Origin of the sequence: Nocardia sp. NPDC052566, assembly GCF_044547285.1 — a bacterium.
GTDB lineage: Bacteria > Actinomycetota > Actinomycetes > Mycobacteriales > Mycobacteriaceae > Nocardia.
Genome location: NZ_JBIUAF010000001.1, coordinates 1,243,632 through 1,260,491, shown reverse-complemented (window position 1 = coordinate 1,260,491; position 16,860 = coordinate 1,243,632). Strand labels below are relative to the sequence as shown.

At 66.6% G+C, this 16,860-nt stretch carries 14 protein-coding genes, 1 pseudogene and 1 riboswitch; of the genes and pseudogenes, 7 read left to right on the top strand and 8 right to left on the bottom strand.

From position 1 onward, the window contains the following. Window positions 1–210: 210 nt before the first annotated feature. The 4 genes from ACIG5A_RS05005 (at window position 211) to ACIG5A_RS04990 (ending at window position 6,388) form a co-directional block, all read left to right on the top strand. Complete coding sequence (locus ACIG5A_RS05005; protein ID WP_397237832.1) at window positions 211–1,995, top strand: FAD-dependent oxidoreductase; 1,785 nt, start codon at window positions 211–213, stop codon at window positions 1,993–1,995. A gap of 141 nt (window positions 1,996–2,136) precedes the next feature. Next, window positions 2,137–2,308: riboswitch (M-box (ykoK) riboswitch) on the top strand. Window positions 2,309–2,693: 385 nt separating this feature from the next. Further along, window positions 2,694–3,359 (top strand): hypothetical protein, encoded by a 666-nt coding sequence (locus ACIG5A_RS05000; protein WP_397237830.1) that lies wholly within the window; start codon window positions 2,694–2,696, stop codon window positions 3,357–3,359. Between the two features lie 8 nt (window positions 3,360–3,367). Continuing rightward, complete coding sequence (locus ACIG5A_RS04995) at window positions 3,368–5,086, top strand: ABC transporter permease (RefSeq protein ID WP_397237828.1); 1,719 nt, start codon at window positions 3,368–3,370, stop codon at window positions 5,084–5,086. A gap of 27 nt (window positions 5,087–5,113) precedes the next feature. Further along, window positions 5,114–6,388 (top strand): nitrate/sulfonate/bicarbonate ABC transporter ATP-binding protein, encoded by a 1,275-nt coding sequence (locus ACIG5A_RS04990; protein ID WP_397237826.1) that lies wholly within the window; start codon window positions 5,114–5,116, stop codon window positions 6,386–6,388. On the opposite strand, the gene ACIG5A_RS04985 is transcribed toward ACIG5A_RS04990, so the two are convergent. From ACIG5A_RS04985 to ACIG5A_RS04955, 7 genes and pseudogenes are all read right to left on the bottom strand, one after another. Then, on the bottom strand, window positions 6,385–7,752 hold the full coding sequence (locus tag ACIG5A_RS04985) for an NAD(P)/FAD-dependent oxidoreductase (protein ID WP_397238814.1): 1,368 nt from the start codon (window positions 7,750–7,752) through the stop codon (window positions 6,385–6,387). The genes ACIG5A_RS04990 and ACIG5A_RS04985 overlap by 4 nt on opposite strands. Window positions 7,753–7,782: 30 nt before the next feature. Next, window positions 7,783–8,019 (bottom strand): annotated as a pseudogene (locus ACIG5A_RS04980) (acyl-ACP desaturase); the annotation flags it as partial. 541 nt (window positions 8,020–8,560) lie between these two features. Further along, a complete protein-coding gene (locus ACIG5A_RS04975; protein ID WP_397237824.1) occupies window positions 8,561–8,956 on the bottom strand; it encodes a hypothetical protein in 396 nt (131 codons plus the stop codon). A 63-nt stretch (window positions 8,957–9,019) separates the two neighbouring features. Beyond that, entirely contained in the window at window positions 9,020–9,466 is a 447-nt protein-coding gene (locus ACIG5A_RS04970; protein ID WP_397237822.1) for a hypothetical protein, read from the bottom strand. A gap of 151 nt (window positions 9,467–9,617) precedes the next feature. Next, window positions 9,618–10,796 carry a serine hydrolase domain-containing protein gene (locus tag ACIG5A_RS04965; RefSeq protein ID WP_397237820.1) on the bottom strand — a complete coding sequence of 393 codons (1,179 nt, stop codon included), beginning with the start codon at window positions 10,794–10,796 and terminating at the stop codon, window positions 9,618–9,620. Between the two features lie 142 nt (window positions 10,797–10,938). Continuing rightward, the gene (locus ACIG5A_RS04960) at window positions 10,939–11,622 is read right to left on the bottom strand and encodes a response regulator (protein ID WP_397237817.1); all 684 of its coding nucleotides are present in this window, start codon (window positions 11,620–11,622) and stop codon (window positions 10,939–10,941) included. Beyond that, window positions 11,619–12,722, bottom strand: coding sequence for a sensor histidine kinase (locus ACIG5A_RS04955; protein WP_397237815.1), 1,104 nt, complete (start codon window positions 12,720–12,722; stop codon window positions 11,619–11,621). Before ACIG5A_RS04955 ends, ACIG5A_RS04960 begins: the two co-directional genes overlap by 4 nt. 494 nt (window positions 12,723–13,216) lie before the next feature. Here ACIG5A_RS04955 and ACIG5A_RS04950 point away from each other — a divergent pair, with 494 nt between their 5' ends. The 3 genes from ACIG5A_RS04950 to ACIG5A_RS04940 all read left to right on the top strand — a co-directional run bounded on the left by ACIG5A_RS04950 (window position 13,217) and on the right by ACIG5A_RS04940 (window position 15,301). Then, window positions 13,217–13,783, top strand: coding sequence for a GNAT family N-acetyltransferase (locus ACIG5A_RS04950; RefSeq protein ID WP_397237813.1), 567 nt, complete (start codon window positions 13,217–13,219; stop codon window positions 13,781–13,783). Window positions 13,784–13,922: 139 nt separating this feature from the next. After that, window positions 13,923–14,780 carry a hypothetical protein gene (locus ACIG5A_RS04945; protein ID WP_397237811.1) on the top strand — a complete coding sequence of 286 codons (858 nt, stop codon included), beginning with the start codon at window positions 13,923–13,925 and terminating at the stop codon, window positions 14,778–14,780. Window positions 14,781–14,806: 26 nt separating this feature from the next. Beyond that, complete coding sequence (locus ACIG5A_RS04940) at window positions 14,807–15,301, top strand: hypothetical protein (protein WP_397237809.1); 495 nt, start codon at window positions 14,807–14,809, stop codon at window positions 15,299–15,301. 69 nt (window positions 15,302–15,370) lie between these two features. Here the strand turns inward: ACIG5A_RS04940 and ACIG5A_RS04935 are convergent, their stop codons facing one another. After that, window positions 15,371–16,810: a WS/DGAT domain-containing protein gene (locus ACIG5A_RS04935; protein WP_397238812.1), complete on the bottom strand. Its 1,440-nt coding sequence runs from the start codon at window positions 16,808–16,810 to the stop codon at window positions 15,371–15,373. Between the last annotated feature and the right edge of the window lie 50 nt (window positions 16,811–16,860).

Here is a 16,860-nt window from a genome sequence, read left to right as displayed (position 1 = left end):
AGGTAATCCGTGGTCCAGGTCCTGCTGGTTCGATGTCGGCGGTCATCGGGTCGGCCGTGCCCGGGAGCGCGGCCGGGAGCGCGGCGGGACCATGACCACGTAGAGTGATCGCGGTTCGCGGCACGTTCCTCAGCGCTCGTTTCGGGTGGCAGCGACAGGACGGGAGCAGAGCGGCTCGATGACATCGAACTCGGAATATTCGACAACCTGATGCTGTCGCGACGGAGTGCGCTCGGGATCTCTGTTGCCGCGGTCACCGGGCTCGGCGCCGCTGTTCTCGGAGCGCCCGCGCAGGCGGTGCCGCGCCGCGGCGGCGGCCGGGATGTCGCCGTATTCGGCGGCGGCATGGCGGGGCTCGCGGCGGCTCACGAACTGATCGAGCGCGGCTACCGGGTTACCGTCTACGAACCCGCTTTCCTCGGCGGGAAGGCTCGGAGTTTGCCGGTACCCGGCACGGGGTCCGGCGGACGACTGGATCTTCCCGGCGAGCACGGGTTTCGTTTCTTTCCCGGGTGCTACCAACACGTTCCGGACACGATGGCGCGAATTCCGTTGGCCGACCGCGGGAATGTGAAGGATTCGCATCTGGTCGCGATCGACAGCCTGATGGTGGCATTCGACAGTCCCGACTACGCGCCGGTCTTACTTCCCGGCGGCATCCAGAACCTGGTGGAGCATCCCGACATGCTCGCAACGGCGCAGAATTTCCAGAATGCCGTGGCCACGGTTTTTCACGGTATGCGCGACATCCCCACCGCCGAGGTCACCTACTTCGCCTCGCGCATCGCGGTCATGGCTACCAGCTGCCGAGAACGCCGTCTCGGCCAATGGGAGAACCAGTCCTGGATGGAGTTCGTCGGGGCCGAGGGGAAATCGGAGCGCTACCGACTCCTCAGTCACGCCGCCACCAGGACCACCATCGCCGCCAAAGCCGACACAGTGTCGGCACGAACCGTCGGACAGATCGGGGTGGCATTGCTGACCGCGTCCACCGGGCTCATCCCGCAGTATTCCGGAAACCCGATCACCGGTGGCGCAGACCGCGTGCTGAACCTACCGACGAACGAAGCCTGGATAGATCCCTGGGTGACCTATCTTCGCAGCCGCGGCGTCTCGTTCGTCATGGGCTGTGGGCTGCGTGCGCTGCACGTGCGCGATGGGCTCATCGCCTCGGCATCGATGACCGCCGCAGGGGACGCGACCAGCGAGGTGACCGCCGACTGGTACGTCGTGGCGATTCCCCTCGATCGGCTGAAACTCCTGCTCGACGCGGCGCTCCTCGACGCCGCGCCCAGCCTCGAAGGCATCCGGCACCTCGACGACGACTGGATGGCAGGGATGCAGTTCTTCCTCGGGCGAGAACCGGAGTTGCCGTCCGGGCACATCGCGATCCTCGGATCACCGTGGGCACTCACCGCGATCTTCCAATCCTCTTCTTGGCAAGTCGATTTCGCGGCGCGCTACGGCGACGGCTCAGTGCGGGAATGCCTTTCGGTCGACATCTCCGCATGGGACGCGCCCGGCATCCTGTTCGGCAGAACAGCCAAGGAATGCAGCCGAGAGGAGATCGCGAAGGAGGTATGGGAGCAGCTGAGGCGAGGCTTGAATCGCGGTGGCGCCCAGATCATTCGCGATGCGGATCTGCTCCGTTGGCATCTGGATCCCGGCATCACCTGGACCAGCGACGGCATCGGCAACGCGACTCCCCTGCTGGTCAACCACGCGGGTTCCTACCGACACCGCCCGGACGCAGCCACCGAGATTCCCAATCTCTTCCTCGGCGGCGATCACGTGCGGACGAACATCGACCTGGCGACCATGGAGGGGGCGAACGAATCAGGCCGGCGCGCGGCGAACGCCGTCCTCGACGCCGCGGGCGATCCATCGCCCCGCGTCCCGATCTACCCCCTCTGGGAAGCACCCGCATTAGAACCACTCCAGCAGCTCGACCGCGACCGCTACCGCGCAGGCCTGCCCCACATCCTGGATCGGTGACCGACCGGCGCATCGACGAACGTGTCTCGGTTGCGCGGAATTACGATTGTGCGGCAAAGGCTTTCGCGGAACAGATGGACGGTCTCACATCGCAACGGGGACGGCGGGTTGACTTTTGCGGACACGGTCCCTAGCGTGGGCAGCGCACCTCGATAGGCGAGGCTCCTGCACGAACATAGGCCACTGATCTGACGACGTCGAGAGACGCCCAAGGTTAGGACAGATATCTCCGGATCAAGGGGTTATCCAAAGTGGCTTTCCGATTTCCGGAACACGTCGTGCAGTGCCAAAACTCTGACGAGAGGGGTGTTTTCCGGTTCCCCGCGTGGGCCGGGTCGCCCCGTGTGCACGGTCGGCATTCGCGTTCGCACAGTGTGAGGAGGTCGGGGCAGCTAGATGGATCCCCATGACAGTCCGGGCTCCCCGGACCGGCCTCCGCACCGCCGGACCGGCCGATAGACGCCATCGAATTCACCTCGCACCGCACGGTCGCCGCCTGAGCTACCTTCGGCGCGTGGCGTTTTCGCGTGGGCGAATACCGGAGTCCGAGTAGTCGTTCACGCAATCATTCCCGGCGAGTTCTGACGCGCCGCGAAACTGACACATCACTATTCGACGTACCGCCGTGCCGATCGCACACCGGCGGTAATCAATGCTGCCCGGAACTACGGGAAAGCATGATGAGGAGACGTAATTCCATGAGAATTCGATCGATCACCGCTGCCGTCGCGCTCACCGTCGCGGCCGTCATCGGCGGTTCCGCCGCCGCGCCCGCGGAACCACAGGACGCGCAGCACCTCCGCACCGAGTTGCGGCCCGTCGAGCACGCGCTGCAACTGCGCACCGACCGCGGCGCCCTGCGGGTGACCGACCACCAGCTGCAGATCGTCGACCCGCGCGGCACCGTCGTCGGCGGCGTCCCATTGACGATCACCTACCAGAACACCGCCTATCCGATCGATGCGGCCATCGACGGCAACACCGCCACCCTGACACCGCGACCCGAACGCGCACAGCATGTTTCGGCACCGGCCGACAGCTTCGAGGACCGGCTCAACACCGCGATGGGCAACGCCAACAACGAACTCACCGTCGCATTGGCGGCGGGCACGTTGCTGGGCGCCATCATCGGGCTGCCGGTGGGTTGCCTGCTCGGCGCCCTCTTCGGTGGCGGCGCGGGCGCCGTGACCACCTTCGGCGCGCTCTCGGTCCCGCTCGCCATCGGCGGCTGCATCGCCACCGGCACCGCGGGCGCCGCACTCGGCGTGCTGGTGTTCAACCTGATCATCGGGGTGCCCGCGGTGATCGCCGCCGCCATCCACTTCTACAACACCATGACCGCCCCGCCGGCCACCGAGAAGTAGTCGCCACCATGACCTTCGCGATTCATCGTGCCGAAAGACGGCTGCGCCCAGCGGATTACCTGTTGATCGGTGCCGCGGTGCCGCTGATCGCACTGGTACTGAAGCTCTTCCACGATATGGCGGTGCCGTGGACGCCGGATTCCGGCGGCGAGGCGATATCCACCGACCCCGCGAATCTGCCCTACTACGCGGCCCGCACCACGCTGCGCATGTTCCTCGGGCTCGCCGCCTCCATCGCCTTCACCTTCGTCGTCGGCCAGTGGGCCGCCCGTTCACGGCGCGCGGAGAAGGTGCTGGTGCCGATGGTCGACGTCTTACAGTCGGTGCCGGTGCTCGCCCTGGTATCGATCACGGTGGCACTGTTCGTCGGCCTCTTCCCTGGTTCGTATCTGGGCGCCGAGGCCGCGTGTATCTTCGCCATCTTCACCGCGCAGGCGTGGAATATGACGTTCGCGTACTACCAGTCCCTGCGCAATATGCCGCGCGAGTTCGACGAGGCGGCCCGGCTGATGCGGCTCACCCGCTGGCAGCGGTTCTGGCAGCTCGAGGTGCCGACCGCGATGGTGCCGATGATCTGGAACGGGATGATGAGCTTCGGCGGCGCCTGGTTCATGCTCGCCTCCTCCGAGGTCATCACGATCGCGGGTGGCGAGCACGCGCTACCGGGGATGGGCAGCTTCATCGCGGCCGCCACCGCCGACGCGCAGGTCGGCAGGCTGCTGCTGGGCGCGCTGGTGATGATCGCGACCATCGTGGCGGTCAATGTGCTGTTCTGGCGGCCACTGACCGCGTGGTCGCAGCGATTCCGGGTGGAGCAATGCGAAAGTGCGGTCGCACCACGCAGTCTCGTGCTCGACCTACTACGGCGCAGCACGGTGCCTGCCAGGGCCGCCGGCCTCCTGCGGCCGGTCGCCGACCGAATCGACCGCGCCATGCGGATTCTCGGCCGCAGCACCCGCGACGCCTACCGGGAGCGCAGCGCCACGCTCGGCGACGTGGTGTTCTTCGCGACGTTGTTTGCCGCGCTCGGCTGGCTGATCTGGACGCTGGCAACGTATTTCGACCGCACCGTCGGCTTCGCCGAGTTCGGGCCGGCGACGCTGATGGGGCTGGTCAGCCTGAGCCGGGTGATCGTGCTGCTGATCGTATCGACGATCGTGTGGGTGCCGGTCGGCGTGTGGATCGGGATGAATCCGCGGATCTGCCGGTTCGCCCAACCCGTCGTCCAGGTGATGGCGAGCTTCCCCGCCCAGTTCCTGTACATCTTCGTGATCGCGGCGCTGACCTTCACCGGGATCACGCTCAACGTCGGCGGCGTCGTGTTGATGGCGCTCGGCGCCCAGTGGTACATCCTGTTCAACGTGATCGCCGCGGCCGAGCAGATACCGACCGATCTGCGAGAAGCCGCGAGCGACTTGGGTATTCGCGGATGGCTGCGCTGGCGGACACTGATCCTGCCCGCCATCGTGCCCGGCTACGTGACCGGCGCGATCACCGCGTTCGGCGGCGCGTGGAACGCGACGCTGGTCGGCGAGGTGGTCGACTCCGGCGGCACCCACCTGGAGGCCTATGGCCTCGGCGCGTACATCACCACTGCCACCTCGGACGGCGTCTTCGCGAAGGTGCTGCTCGGCACGGTGGTGATGAGCGTGGTGACGGTGGCCATCAACCGGCTCGTCTGGCGGCGGCTGCAACGGCACGCCGAGCGCCGCTATGCCCTCCTGTAATCAACTCTGCGAAAAGGATATTCGCTGATGACATCCCCGATCATCACGGTCGATCGTGTGACCAAGAACTTCACCAACCCGGCGGGCGAGCAGCTGCCCGTGCTCGCCGACGTCTCCTTGGAACTGCGCGAAGGTGAAATCGTCGCGCTGCTGGGCAAATCCGGCTCGGGCAAGTCGACCCTGCTGCGGGTCATCGCCGGTCTGGTCGAGCCGTCGGCGGGCACCGTGCACTACCGCGGCGCGGTCGTCGCCGAGCCGAATCCCGGTACCGCCATGGTGTTTCAGAGCTTCGCACTGCTGCCATGGCTGACCGTCCGCCAGAACGTGGAACTCGGTCTGCGCGCCGACGGCGTCGCGGCGGCGGCCCGTGCCGAACGCGCGCTGCGGGCCATCGACATGATCGGACTCGACGGATTCGAAAACGCCTATCCGAAGGAGCTTTCCGGCGGTATGCGCCAGCGCGTCGGCTTCGCCCGCGCCCTCGTGGTGCAACCGGAGGTGCTGCTGATGGACGAACCGTTCTCGGCGCTGGACGTACTCACCGCCGACAATCTGCGCGGCGAACTGATCCGGCTGTGGGATCTCCCCGGCTTCCCGACCAAATCGGTGCTCATGGTGACCCACAACATCGAGGAGGCTGTGCAGCTCGCCGACCGGATCCTGGTCCTCGATGCCAACCCCGGCCGGATCAAGGGCGAGATCCTCGTCGACATCGAGCGCCCGCGCGACCCGCGCGGCCGCCAGGTGCAACAGCTGGTGGACAAGGCATACCGGCTGCTCACCGACGCGCCGAGCACCCCAACCGTGACCGGCCCGACCACCGAACCGCTGCCGCGGGCGAGCGTGGACGGCATCGCGGGCATGCTCGAACTCCTCGCGGTCCATGGCGGCAGCGCCGATCTGGCGCACCTGGCCACCGAACTGCGATTCGAGGTCGACGATCTGCTGCCGCTCGTCGACGCCGCCGCCATGCTGAACCTGGCGTCCGTGCATGGCGGCGACATCGCACTGACCCCGGAGGGCCACGCCTTCGTCGACGCCGATATCGACAAGGCCAAGGAGATCTTCGCCCGCGCGGCGTGCTCGAGCGCACCACTGGTCGCGGCGATCGATCGAGCGCTGGCCGGTTCCCCGAAACAGCAACTGCGCGACGGCTTCTTCCTCGACGTGCTGCGCCGCGGTTTCACCGAGGACGAGGCGCGGCGGCAATTGCGCACCGCGATCGACTGGGGACGCTACGGCGAGCTCTTCGACTACGACGCCGACGAGCGAACACTGACCCGGCACACGTTCGGTGGTTAGCTCGAGCCGGCAAAGAATGATTTCTGGTAGTCGAGAAAGGCCTCGATGACGGCGGTTTCGGTGGTGTATCGATCACCGAAGCGGTTGGGGCTCCATTCGTCCGCGGGCGTCAGGTCGCTGGCACCGTGCAGAAGTAGGTCGGTCAGCACCTTGGCGTAGCCGGGGCCGTGGGTGAACCCGGCTTCGTTGTCTCCCGTCAGGGCGAACAGGCCCTCGACCGCGGCGACCGGCCCGACCAGTGCGCGCCAGTCAGGGGTGTAGCAGGGTGCGCCGTGTTCGACCGTGATGCTCGATTGCCGAGCCAGGACCGGCATGACGGTGGCGGCGCGTGCGGCCACGCGCAGGAGTTCACGCACACCGTCGTCGGGGATCTCGTCGAGGCGCTCCGGCATCGGGGCGTCCAGGAGCATGTTGCGCGGGTAGGTGTCGTAAGTGCCGCCCCACAGCAAGCCACCGTCGTGCCAACGTACCCAGAGGAGTGTTCCGCCGTCGGGATCCTCGGGTATCAGACCCGAGAGGAACAAGGCGGGCAAGGTGCTGGGCAGGTCGAGGTTCTCGGTGATTATCCGTGAGGTGATCTGCGGTGCGCTGGGCAGGAATACGCCGAGGGGAGCGAGCAATTCGTTGCTCCAGGCGCCCGCGGCCACCACGACGGCAGCACAATCAATGGTCCCGGTGGCGGTGTCGACACCGACGATTCGACCGCCGCGGGTGCGCAGCGCGGTAACCGGCCGCCGCGAATCGACCACTCCCGGGTGACGGTGCAGCCGCTCGGCAAGGGCTGCCCCCACCTTCGGCGCGAAGATCTGCGCACCGCCTGGTTCGAAACGGCCGCCGGGTATTCCACCGCCGGTGACCAGGCCATGGGTCAGCGCCTCGACTTCGGCGGCGGCCACAGCCGTGGCTTGCTCGCCGTACTCCCGAGCACCGCCGCTGATCTCCTGCGATGCGGACCCGCGGACATCCAGCGACAGGATTCCGTTGCGGCGCAGGTCGATATCGTGGCCTTCGGCTTGCAACCGGGTGTAGTAGTCCAGGCCGTATTCGGTCACGGCTTGCTCCGCCGCGAAGGGCGTCCAGCTCGCCAGAAACCCGGCACCGGCGGCACTGGTGCCCTGAAAGAGCCCGTCCCGATCCAGCAGCCGGACACTTCCCGCCCCGGCTTCGATCAGGTGCAAAGCCATCGTGCATCCCAATATTCCGCCACCGATGACGACGACGTCGGAATGGTCAGACAATGTTCCTCCACTAAGAGTTCGAGCGATATTTCGAACCCCGGGGCCCTGGGATGAATCCGACCCTAGCCGACTCCGAAAGTTTTCGCCTATCCCAATTTTTCGACCAAATGGCCAGCTCACAGCCATCATTCGGTCAGGAGGCGCCACCAGTGGTCTTCAGGCACGTGAACGTTCCCGGACCAGCGCCCGATCGCGTTGCTCCTCGAAACGGGGAATCCGAATCCGCTCCAGATCCTCGAGGAAGGCGGCCAGCCGCATGCCGGCACCGGGCATCCGGAAGTTCCGCACGATGGTATCGATCGCCTCGATCGCCTGATCCGGCCCCAGAGCCAGCGCCGCGCCGCAGACGGTGCGGTAGAAGATCATGCGCAGGTTCTCGTCGGCCGCTGTACGCAGCCAGCTGCACGCCATCGGGATACCCACCGCCCGAGTACATTTCGAACTGTTCGCCCCGAACGACCGGCTGCTCGACCAATAAACGACTGCCCCCTTGGCGAGCACTCAACGGACAGCCGCGCAGATGACCCGTCAGTTCCGCGACACTCGAGGATCCTGCTGGTTCGAATCAGGCAATGCCTGGCAACCGCCACAACAGATTTCGCAGACAGCGCCGAAACGGCTGTTCCGATGCCCTGCGGTAACCTCTCGGCGTTCTGCGGTCTCGGTTCTACTCAACGAAGTGGGTGGCGTAATGGGACATGGATCGGCAACCTGACCGGAGCCGACGAAGTCCGTGCGATTGTCGACGAGATTTCGAGGGCGACGAACACCCTGTACATCTCGGTGGGCGCCAGACAGCCACTCGACCGTGCGGTGGTCACCCAAATCCTCGACTTGGAGGCAAAATTCAGCCTCGCCGCCCGGGCAGATCTCGCCAAGAACCGATAAGCACCTACCACGGTCGGGCAGGCCGCGAACGCGACCGCGCGATCGGTTAGCCGCCGCCGTAGCAGGAACTTCCGGAGCCGGGTATGCCGAAGCGCTGGACGTGGACCGGGATCGAGTCGTGCAGGTCGGGCTCGCCCGGGCGGGACTGGGTGACGGAGAGGGTGTGCCAGCCCAGGCTCGGGGGCGTCCACCATGCGGCCCAGGTGTAGCCGTTGTGGATGAAGGCGGGGCCGAGCGGAGCGTCGTCGGCGAAAAACTGCGGTGGGGGGCTCGGCGGATAGTCGCCGCCCAGCACCTCATAGGTGCACGCGACGGCCGGGCCTCCGGAACCCGTGTTGTACACCAGCATATGTCCGGCGTCGGCGTCGGACGCCGCGACCGACATGGTGGTAGCGGCCGCGGCAACTATCGCAATGGTCAACCTGCCCTTGGGAATATTCATGCCGATCAACTCCTTTGTCGTCGACCGAGAACTGCGGCATCGAGCCCCGCGAATCGGCATCGCTCAGCGCGTAGTCGGATCGGTGCGCTGTTGGCTGCTTCCCGTCGCGGACAAGAAGTCGTCGAGGGCGTCGAGCGTCGGATCCGCCGGGCTCACCACGACCGGTCCGTCGAAGACGGCGACATCGAGGGTGTCCTCGTTCCAGGAGCCGGGACCGCAGCGGGCGACGACCTTCACCCAGGGGGTGCCTACGGGCGCCGGGAGGATCTGACCTCGGCCGAACCGCTGGTGGATGGAGTCGGTCAGCACGACCTGGCCGTTGATACTCACCACCGTTTCGGTATTGCAGCGCGCGGATGCGTTGACATAGAACCGTATTCGCTCACGTCCACCGACAACCGATCCCCACGCCCTGCCCTCATCCGCCGCCGCCGTACCGGCCCCGGCGATCAGGACGGTCGGTACGACCACTGCCACGATCGCGACAACTCGAGCGCCTTTGATTCCCATGACCCAGCCTTTCAATGCCTTGAACAGCCTGTCGAGAAGAATCCGTAATCGTCGAAGTCTACGGTCGGATGATCACGTCACAGCTACAAATCAGCAAACTATCAGCGGCCGCGCCCGCTTGCATGGTCGGTGATCAGTCACATTTGCCTGGTCAGGCGACTGCGCAGAAGACGGTTGTGAACGCGGCGCCGTACTGCTCGTTGGTCTGCTCGGTGTTCACGCTCATGGTCGCCGCGGTTCCCGTGCGCGTGGCGATCGCCATCGTGCTGAAGCCGGGAATCCCGCCCGAGTGCCCCCATGCTTCCTTCACCTCGTTCCCGCACGGCACCCGGAATCGGACCAACCCGAGTCCATACGTCATCTCGGTGAAGGGCGGCATCGGCATGGTGTCTTCCATTTGCGCGAGCTGTGCTGCCGGAAGCAGCTTTCCGGTAATCAGCGCGATGAGGAACCGGTTCACGTCGGCGCCGGTGGAGATGATCGCACCGGCAGCGCCCGTCCACGCCGCCTCGGTATCGGTGGCATCGCTCCACTTACCGTCGACCATCCGGTAGCCGAGCGGGTGCGGATCACGCAGGCGGGTGTCACCGCGCGACGGGATGTAGCTGTCGTGCATTGCGAGCGGTTCGAAGATGCGGCTGCTGACCTCGGCGGCGAAGGAACGTCCGGTGACGCGTTCGATGAGCATGGCCAACAGCGTGTAGTTGGTGTTGGTGTACCGGAATTGCGTTCCGGGCGCGAACTGCGGCGGCATGCTTGTCGCGATGCGGACCAGGTCGGCCGGTGTGTAGTCGCGGTACGCCTTGCCGTCCGTCGTCTGATCGAGTTGCTGGGGCAGCTTCTCCGAGTTGCCCTCGGGGGCGAAATCCGCGAGGCCGCTGGTGTGCTGGAGCAGTTGGCGCACCGTGATCCGGTCGCCGTCGTTGCCGTTGCCGCGCACCGATCCCGGCAGGTAGCGCTCGATCGGGGCCCCGAGATCGACGGAGCCCTCACCGACGAGCTGCATGACGACCGTGGCGGTGAAGGTCTTGGTGACGCTGCCGATTCGAAAGTGCGCCCCGTCGGCGTAGGGCGTTCCGGTGGCGAGGTCGCCCGACCCGGCGTTGATCGTGCGCTGCCCGTCCGGTCCGCTGACCACGACCTGCGCGCCGGGCATTCCGGAGCGGGCCAGGTCGGCCAGTGCGCCGGAGACTCGAGCCGAAATCGGCACTTCCGCGCTCCGGTCCGGTGTGCTGTCACCGGCCGCGCTCTCATCGCAGCCTGCCGTGGCCAGCATCGCCGCGGCGATGACGAGGTACCGGCCGCGCCCCCGAAATATACCCCTACCCACGCTGTTACCTCTCTCTCCGTCATCCGACCAAGATCATTTCGATCTGACTCCGACGGTAGAGAAAAGTCCCGCCCGCGCCCATCCGGCAACACCCGGAATTCGCCGTACCCCCAGCGTGGTACCTCCAGCAGTCGCCGACCGCTTAAGCGTGCCGATGGTCGACTGGCAGGGAAGGTGTGATCAAGCCGCTCTCGTAGGCCGCGACGACGGCTTGCGCACGACTGGACAGGCCGAGTTTGCCCATGATGCGTTTGACATGGGTTTTGGCGGTGGCTTCGCTCATCACCAGATGTTGCGCGATCTGCGCATTGGTCAAGCCGTTGCCGATCAGCCGCAACACCTCGGTCTCGCGGGGAGTGAGGTCGGCCATCCGTGGCCCGGCGATGGCCCTGGTCCGGTGCTGGTGCGCATAAGCTTCGATCAGTCTGCGCGTGACCGTGGGTGAGAGGAGCATGTCACCGGCGACAACGGCCTGTACGGCGGTGATTATCCGTTGCGCCGGAGTGCTTTTCAGCAGAAATCCGGAAGCTCCGGCGGCGAGCGCGGCGTAGACGTATTCGTCGAGATCGAAAGTGGTGAAGACGATCACCTGCGGTCGGTTGCCGTGCGGTGCCGCCAAAAGCTCTCGGGTGGCGGCGATCCCGTCGAGTATGGGCATTCGGATATCCATCAGGATCACGTCCGGGGCGGTGTGCGTCGCGAGTTCGACGGCCTGGCGGCCGTCGGCGGCTTCGCCGGTGATCTCGAACCCGGGCGCGGCGGTGAACAGGGTGACCAGACCGGCCCGGATCAGTGATTGGTCATCCGCGACGAGTACGCGGATCATCCTCGGATCCGGTCTGTCGGCAGCCGCAACTCGACCGCGAATCCACCGCCGGTGCGCGGGCCTGCGGTCAGGACACCGCCGTACAGCTCGGCGCGCTCACGCATGCCAGCAATACCGTGCGGCACAGTGGAATTCGTCGGCTGTCCGCTCGCACGACCGTCGTCGATCACCCGCACCGTCAGCGCGTGTTCGCCATAGTCGAGATGGATACGGGCCGTTGCGGGCCCGGCGTGTTTGAGGACGTTCGTGAGCGCTTCCTGAGTAATTCGGTAGGCGCACAGGTCCACACCCGGTGGTAGCGGCCTGGCTCGTCCGGTGCGGATGAGTTCGATCGGCAGACCGGCCGCGCTGGTGCGATCGGCCAGTTCACTCAGCTGAGCCAGGCCCGGTTGCGGGTGGTAGTCCGCGGTGTCGCCGCGGTCGGTCCGCAGCACGTCGAGCATCCGCCGCATCTCCCCCAGCGCCTGACCACCGGAATCAGCGATCGCGGTGAGCGCCGTCCGTGCGGCCCGCGGATCGGAGTCAAGCACGTACTCGGCCACACCGGCTTGCAGGGAGATGACCGACATGTGATGGGCGACAACATCGTGCAGATCCCGGGCGATCCGCGCCCGCTCCTCGGCGGCGGCCCGCTCGGCGAGGCGGTCGGCCCGCTCGGCCCACCTTCGGGACGCGTCGCCCAACGCCCACGCACCCACCGTCTGCAGCGCCGCGTTCACCACATCCGGCCAGCTCAATCCCGCCGCCGTGGGCAAGTACGCGAAAATCGCCGCGGCCAGCGCCAGCACCCAGATGCTCGCCGCGACCCGGGTGGGCCGACGCTGTGCCACGCTGAACATCCCGACCAGCAGGCCGATCCCGTAGAGCGGGAAGTCGCCACCGTAGCCCAGCACGAGATAGGCCACCACCGCGCCGCTGATGATCAGCATGCATGCCACCGGCGCGACGCGGCGCGCCACGATCGGCGCTGTCGACATCGTCGCCAATGCCACTGCCTGCCAACTCATCCGATCCGCTACCGGCATGCTGACCACCGTCAAGGCCGTCAGCGTCGCGGCAAGCAGCGCGTCGATCAGCAGCGGTCGATGATGTGCCCACACTCGCCACACGATAGCTAGCCGAATCGGACGCGCCGCCAGCCGTGGTATCGGTCAGTGAAAATCTGTTGGCGGATATGCGCACGGGCTTGACCTGACCGCCTGCGGAGTGTCCGCATCGATCGGGGTGCGGGCCTCCGATCCGTCCGATGGCCGTGGCAGCTCCCGGACGTCGAGATCGAAATCTTCTGCTGGTGCCGACATGTCGTTCCTTCCTTCTCGAATGACGACGAGGTTCTTCTACCGTGCCGGACCGGTGCACCTGGGCGACAGGGAGATGACGGCACACTGCCTGGGATCTTTTCCTGAATCTTCCCGCGCACGGCCTCGGCCGGCCGGGAATGGGCGTGACGCGGGAACATTGTCGGCGCCGGGCTCTCCCGCTCCGAGGGGACGTGGCCGACCTGGACGGTATCGGCCGCTGAACATCAGTCAATGGATGTGATCATGGGTGTGGGAGCGGACGCGCGAAACGCACAATGCGAGAAGGAGTATCGATGGTGTCCATCGAGATGGTGCCTGCGGAGGCGGCGGGCGATACCGCGCTTGTCGCGGAGATCACCGAGCTGGTGAATCGGGTGTACGAGGTGGCCGAGGAGGGCCTGTGGCGTGACGAGGCAAGCCGTACAACGACATCCGAGCTGGCGGGGTTGATCACCGCAGGTCAGGTCGCGGTGGGGCGCGAGGAGGATGGCCGAATCGTTGGTGCCGTTCGCATTCAGCGATTGGACGACGGCATCGGCGAATTCGGGATGCTGGTGTGCGCGCCCGAGCTGCGCGGCACCGGAATCGGCCGTGCCATGGTCGATTTCGCCGAGCGCCACTGTGCCGATCGGGGCGCGCGGACGATGCAGCTGGAGCTGCTGGTGCCCCGCGGCTGGGCGCATCCGGTGAAGGAGTTCTTGCGCGGCTGGTATCTGCGGCTCGGGTACATCCTCGAGCGTAAAGGTGAGCTGGAGGAGGACTACCCGCACCTCGTGCCGCTGCTCGCCACCCCGTGCGATTTCCTCATCTTCCACAAGCCGATGCGCGAAAGTACTCGATGGGCGCCTGGCCGTACATAGTTCTCCCGGAGTTAGGGCGAGTCGAACGGCACGGAAAGGCGGCTGATCCCGGTCACGCCCGCGCATGTGGTGAAAATGTTCCATCCGGCTGGCGCGCTCGTTCAAGCGTGCCCCGTGGCCGATTTTCTACGGTGTTTTCATGGATTCGATCAGCATGGATTCGGTCAGCGCCGCCTCGTTTCCGGCACAATGCGACATTCGAGTGCGGCACGGTGATCTCGGCCGCGACGGCACCGTGAGCACGATCGGGATGGCCCGCTGGCTGGAGGACGCTCGGATTCGGTTGCGAATGCCCCGATTCGAACGGCACGCCGGGGACGGCGAATTCGGGCCCCACCAGATCATCTTCGTGAGCCAGAGTGTCGAACGGCTGGCCCGCGTCGATCACACCGCCGCCGATGTCCAGGTGCACACCGGGATTCGGCGCATCGGGCGATCATCGTTCACCTACGAACAAGCGGTGTTCGCCGGCGGCAGGCGGGTAGGCGGCGGCAGTGCCACGGTGCTGCATCTCGGTCCCGAGGGGCCGCTCGCGCTCCCGGGCGAGTTGATCGCGGACCTCAACGACTTGGCCATGCCGGATTCGAGCGAGACGGCGGCGCCCCGTTCAGGTGCCGAGCGCAGGCAACGGGACCGCTACCCGTTCTTCGTGCCGCTGCGTGCCCGGATCGGCGATGTCGATGCCAATCAGCATGTCAACTATCTCGCCCAGGCCACCTGGTACGACGAGGCGGTCGCGGCGTTCACGGCGGCGGCCCTCGGCGTGGACGGGCCTGCGCCGGACCTGTCACCGTCCTCGTATCGCATCGACTACCTCGGCGAAGTCACCTATCCCGGCGACTACGAGATCGGTGTGCTCGTCCGCGCTTTCGACGGCGACCGCGTGGATTATGAACTCGGCATTTTCCGCGGCCGCACCTGCCTGGGCGTCGCCGACGCCACCGGAGCACGAGGCACGTTGTCCGCCAGGTCCTTTGGTCTCGGTGGTCCCCGTTGAGCAATCACCTGCGACATGAACCCATCGTGCTGGACACCAGCGGCGCCGATATCCGGGCCGAGTCGGCGCGGATCCGGCGGAACGGGCCGATCACCCGGGTCGTGCTGCCCGGCGGTGTCGCGGCGCGGTCGGTGACCGACACCGCCGTGCTGCGCCGCCTGCTGACCGACTCCCGGGTGTCGAAGGACGCCCGCAGGCACTGGACGGCATTCGCGAACGGGGAGATCGCCGCGGAGTGGCCGCTGCGCTCATGGGTCGCCGTCGACAATATGTTCACCGCCTATGGGCCCGAGCATCGGCGACTGCGAAAGCTCGTGTCCCCCGCGTTCACTCATCGCAGGACGACGGCGATGGGGCCACGGATCGAAGCGATCAGCGCCGACCTGCTCGACCGGTTGTCGGCGATCTCGCCCGGCGCCGTGGGAAGAGTGAGCTGGGCCGCCGAGCCGAGTGCGATGCGGCCACTGCGCAGTTTCATCTCCAACGGACACGCTCGGCTACCGGTCCGCCTCACCGCCTGAAGGGTGGCCCCAGGTGCGGACACCGGATGCGGTGATCCGGGTGGGCGAGTTCCGGTCGTTGCCCCGGCACTACTTCAAGGCCCGCGCGACCTCGTGCACAGCGGCGCGGAGCAAGTCGGCGTAGCGGTCGATATCAGGGAATACCGCGGTGTCGGCGTGTACGGAGAGCGTGACGGTGTCGCCGAGGCCGTGGATGCCGTGGGTCAGGCGCGTCGCGGCGTCCATGGCGGGAAAGCCGCCGGTGAAGCGGACCTGACCGCCGCCGAAGGTGAGGTCCGCGCGGCCGCGGTCGACGCTGGAGACGGCGGTGTGGCCTGCGATGACGTCCGGGACGGCGTCGATGGGGTAATTGGCGATAGCGCGGTGCAGCAGTGGAGCAGGCATGGCCGCGGTGACCCGATCCTGAGCTGCCACCAAGGGGTGCGTGGCCCGGCGTTTGCGATCGGCCAACGCGGCTGCGATGGTGTCGGCGCGGCGACGGAGGTCGGGCTCGTCGACGCACAGGTCGACGCTGAGGTGGCGGTAGTTGTTGCGCGCGTTGACCATTGCGGCATCCGGTGGGGCAATGGAGACCTGGGCGCCGAGCCGGTCCACCCGATCGCCGCATTGTTCGAGGTAGCGGCCGAGGGCGAGGGATACGGTGGTCAACGCGACGACGGTGACGGTGTGGTCGGGTGCGCGCAGGGAGGTCGCGGCGCACACGATCATCCGCACCTTATGAGCCGACGTTCCCACTGTCGCACCACCATTCACCCGGATCGGCGGAAAGCCCGAGGCAGCAGGCGGAAGTTGCCCGGCGGCGGTGAGTTCGGCGAGCCGTTGCTTGGCCCGGATGGCCCGGCGGCGGCGAACCGCGGTCTTGGCCAATCGAATCGGGATCCACGGCACCGCGAGTACCGCATCCCCTAACGCAGACAGCCTGCGCACACACGGAATTCGGTCGATCGCGGAGGTGCCGAAACCGACGTCGATCGCAGGATCATCAGCGGCGAACAACGCCCGCGCGATCACCGCGGCACGACGTCCATCGGCCAGCGCATGCGACAGCTGGAGAACCACGACGAGTGCGAGCTCCGCGTCGGGACGCTCGGGCACAGGTGTCGGCCGCGGTGAACTCGCCTGTGCCGCAACCCATCCGTCGGCTACTGGCACCGGCGCATCGACGATGCCGCGAAACACGGTCAGGCGCCAAGGTCGCACCGCGGCATCGAGCCCCGTGCCAACCAGGTCACCGAGCGCCGCGTGCAGATGCGCCCAATCCGGTTCCGGCAATACGTGTTCGACGAACTGATCAGCGGCGAAATCGCAGGGCACCCAGGACGGATAGTCCAGATCGCCGGGCACGTCACGCACCCGGACACACAGATCGGCGATCCGCGCGCTGCGTTCGGCGACGAATGCGCGCAATTCCTCGGTCGGGCGGCCGTTGTCGGCGAAGCAGTACACGAGGAACAGGTCGGTGCGCATCCGCCTCGACAGCCAGTACATCGCCGCGTCCTGCGCCGCCATCCGCCCCACGCACCCGACCGTATCGAATCTTCTCTGCGGCACCAAGGTTC

Coding starts and splice junctions, on each gene's coding strand:
- ACIG5A_RS05005 (WP_397237832.1), top strand. CDS start 211: ATGCTGTCGCGACGGAGTGCGCTCGGGATCTCTGTTGCCGCGGTCACC.
- ACIG5A_RS05000 (WP_397237830.1), top strand. CDS start 2,694: ATGAGAATTCGATCGATCACCGCTGCCGTCGCGCTCACCGTCGCGGCC.
- ACIG5A_RS04995 (WP_397237828.1), top strand. CDS start 3,368: ATGACCTTCGCGATTCATCGTGCCGAAAGACGGCTGCGCCCAGCGGAT.
- ACIG5A_RS04990 (WP_397237826.1), top strand. CDS start 5,114: ATGACATCCCCGATCATCACGGTCGATCGTGTGACCAAGAACTTCACC.
- ACIG5A_RS04985 (WP_397238814.1), bottom strand. CDS start 7,752: ATGGCTGTGAGCTGGCCATTTGGTCGAAAAATTGGGATAGGCGAAAAC.
- ACIG5A_RS04975 (WP_397237824.1), bottom strand. CDS start 8,956: ATGAATATTCCCAAGGGCAGGTTGACCATTGCGATAGTTGCCGCGGCC.
- ACIG5A_RS04970 (WP_397237822.1), bottom strand. CDS start 9,466: ATGGGAATCAAAGGCGCTCGAGTTGTCGCGATCGTGGCAGTGGTCGTA.
- ACIG5A_RS04960 (WP_397237817.1), bottom strand. CDS start 11,622: ATGATCCGCGTACTCGTCGCGGATGACCAATCACTGATCCGGGCCGGT.
- ACIG5A_RS04950 (WP_397237813.1), top strand. CDS start 13,217: ATGGTGTCCATCGAGATGGTGCCTGCGGAGGCGGCGGGCGATACCGCG.
- ACIG5A_RS04945 (WP_397237811.1), top strand. CDS start 13,923: ATGGATTCGATCAGCATGGATTCGGTCAGCGCCGCCTCGTTTCCGGCA.
- ACIG5A_RS04935 (WP_397238812.1), bottom strand. CDS start 16,810: ATGGCGGCGCAGGACGCGGCGATGTACTGGCTGTCGAGGCGGATGCGC.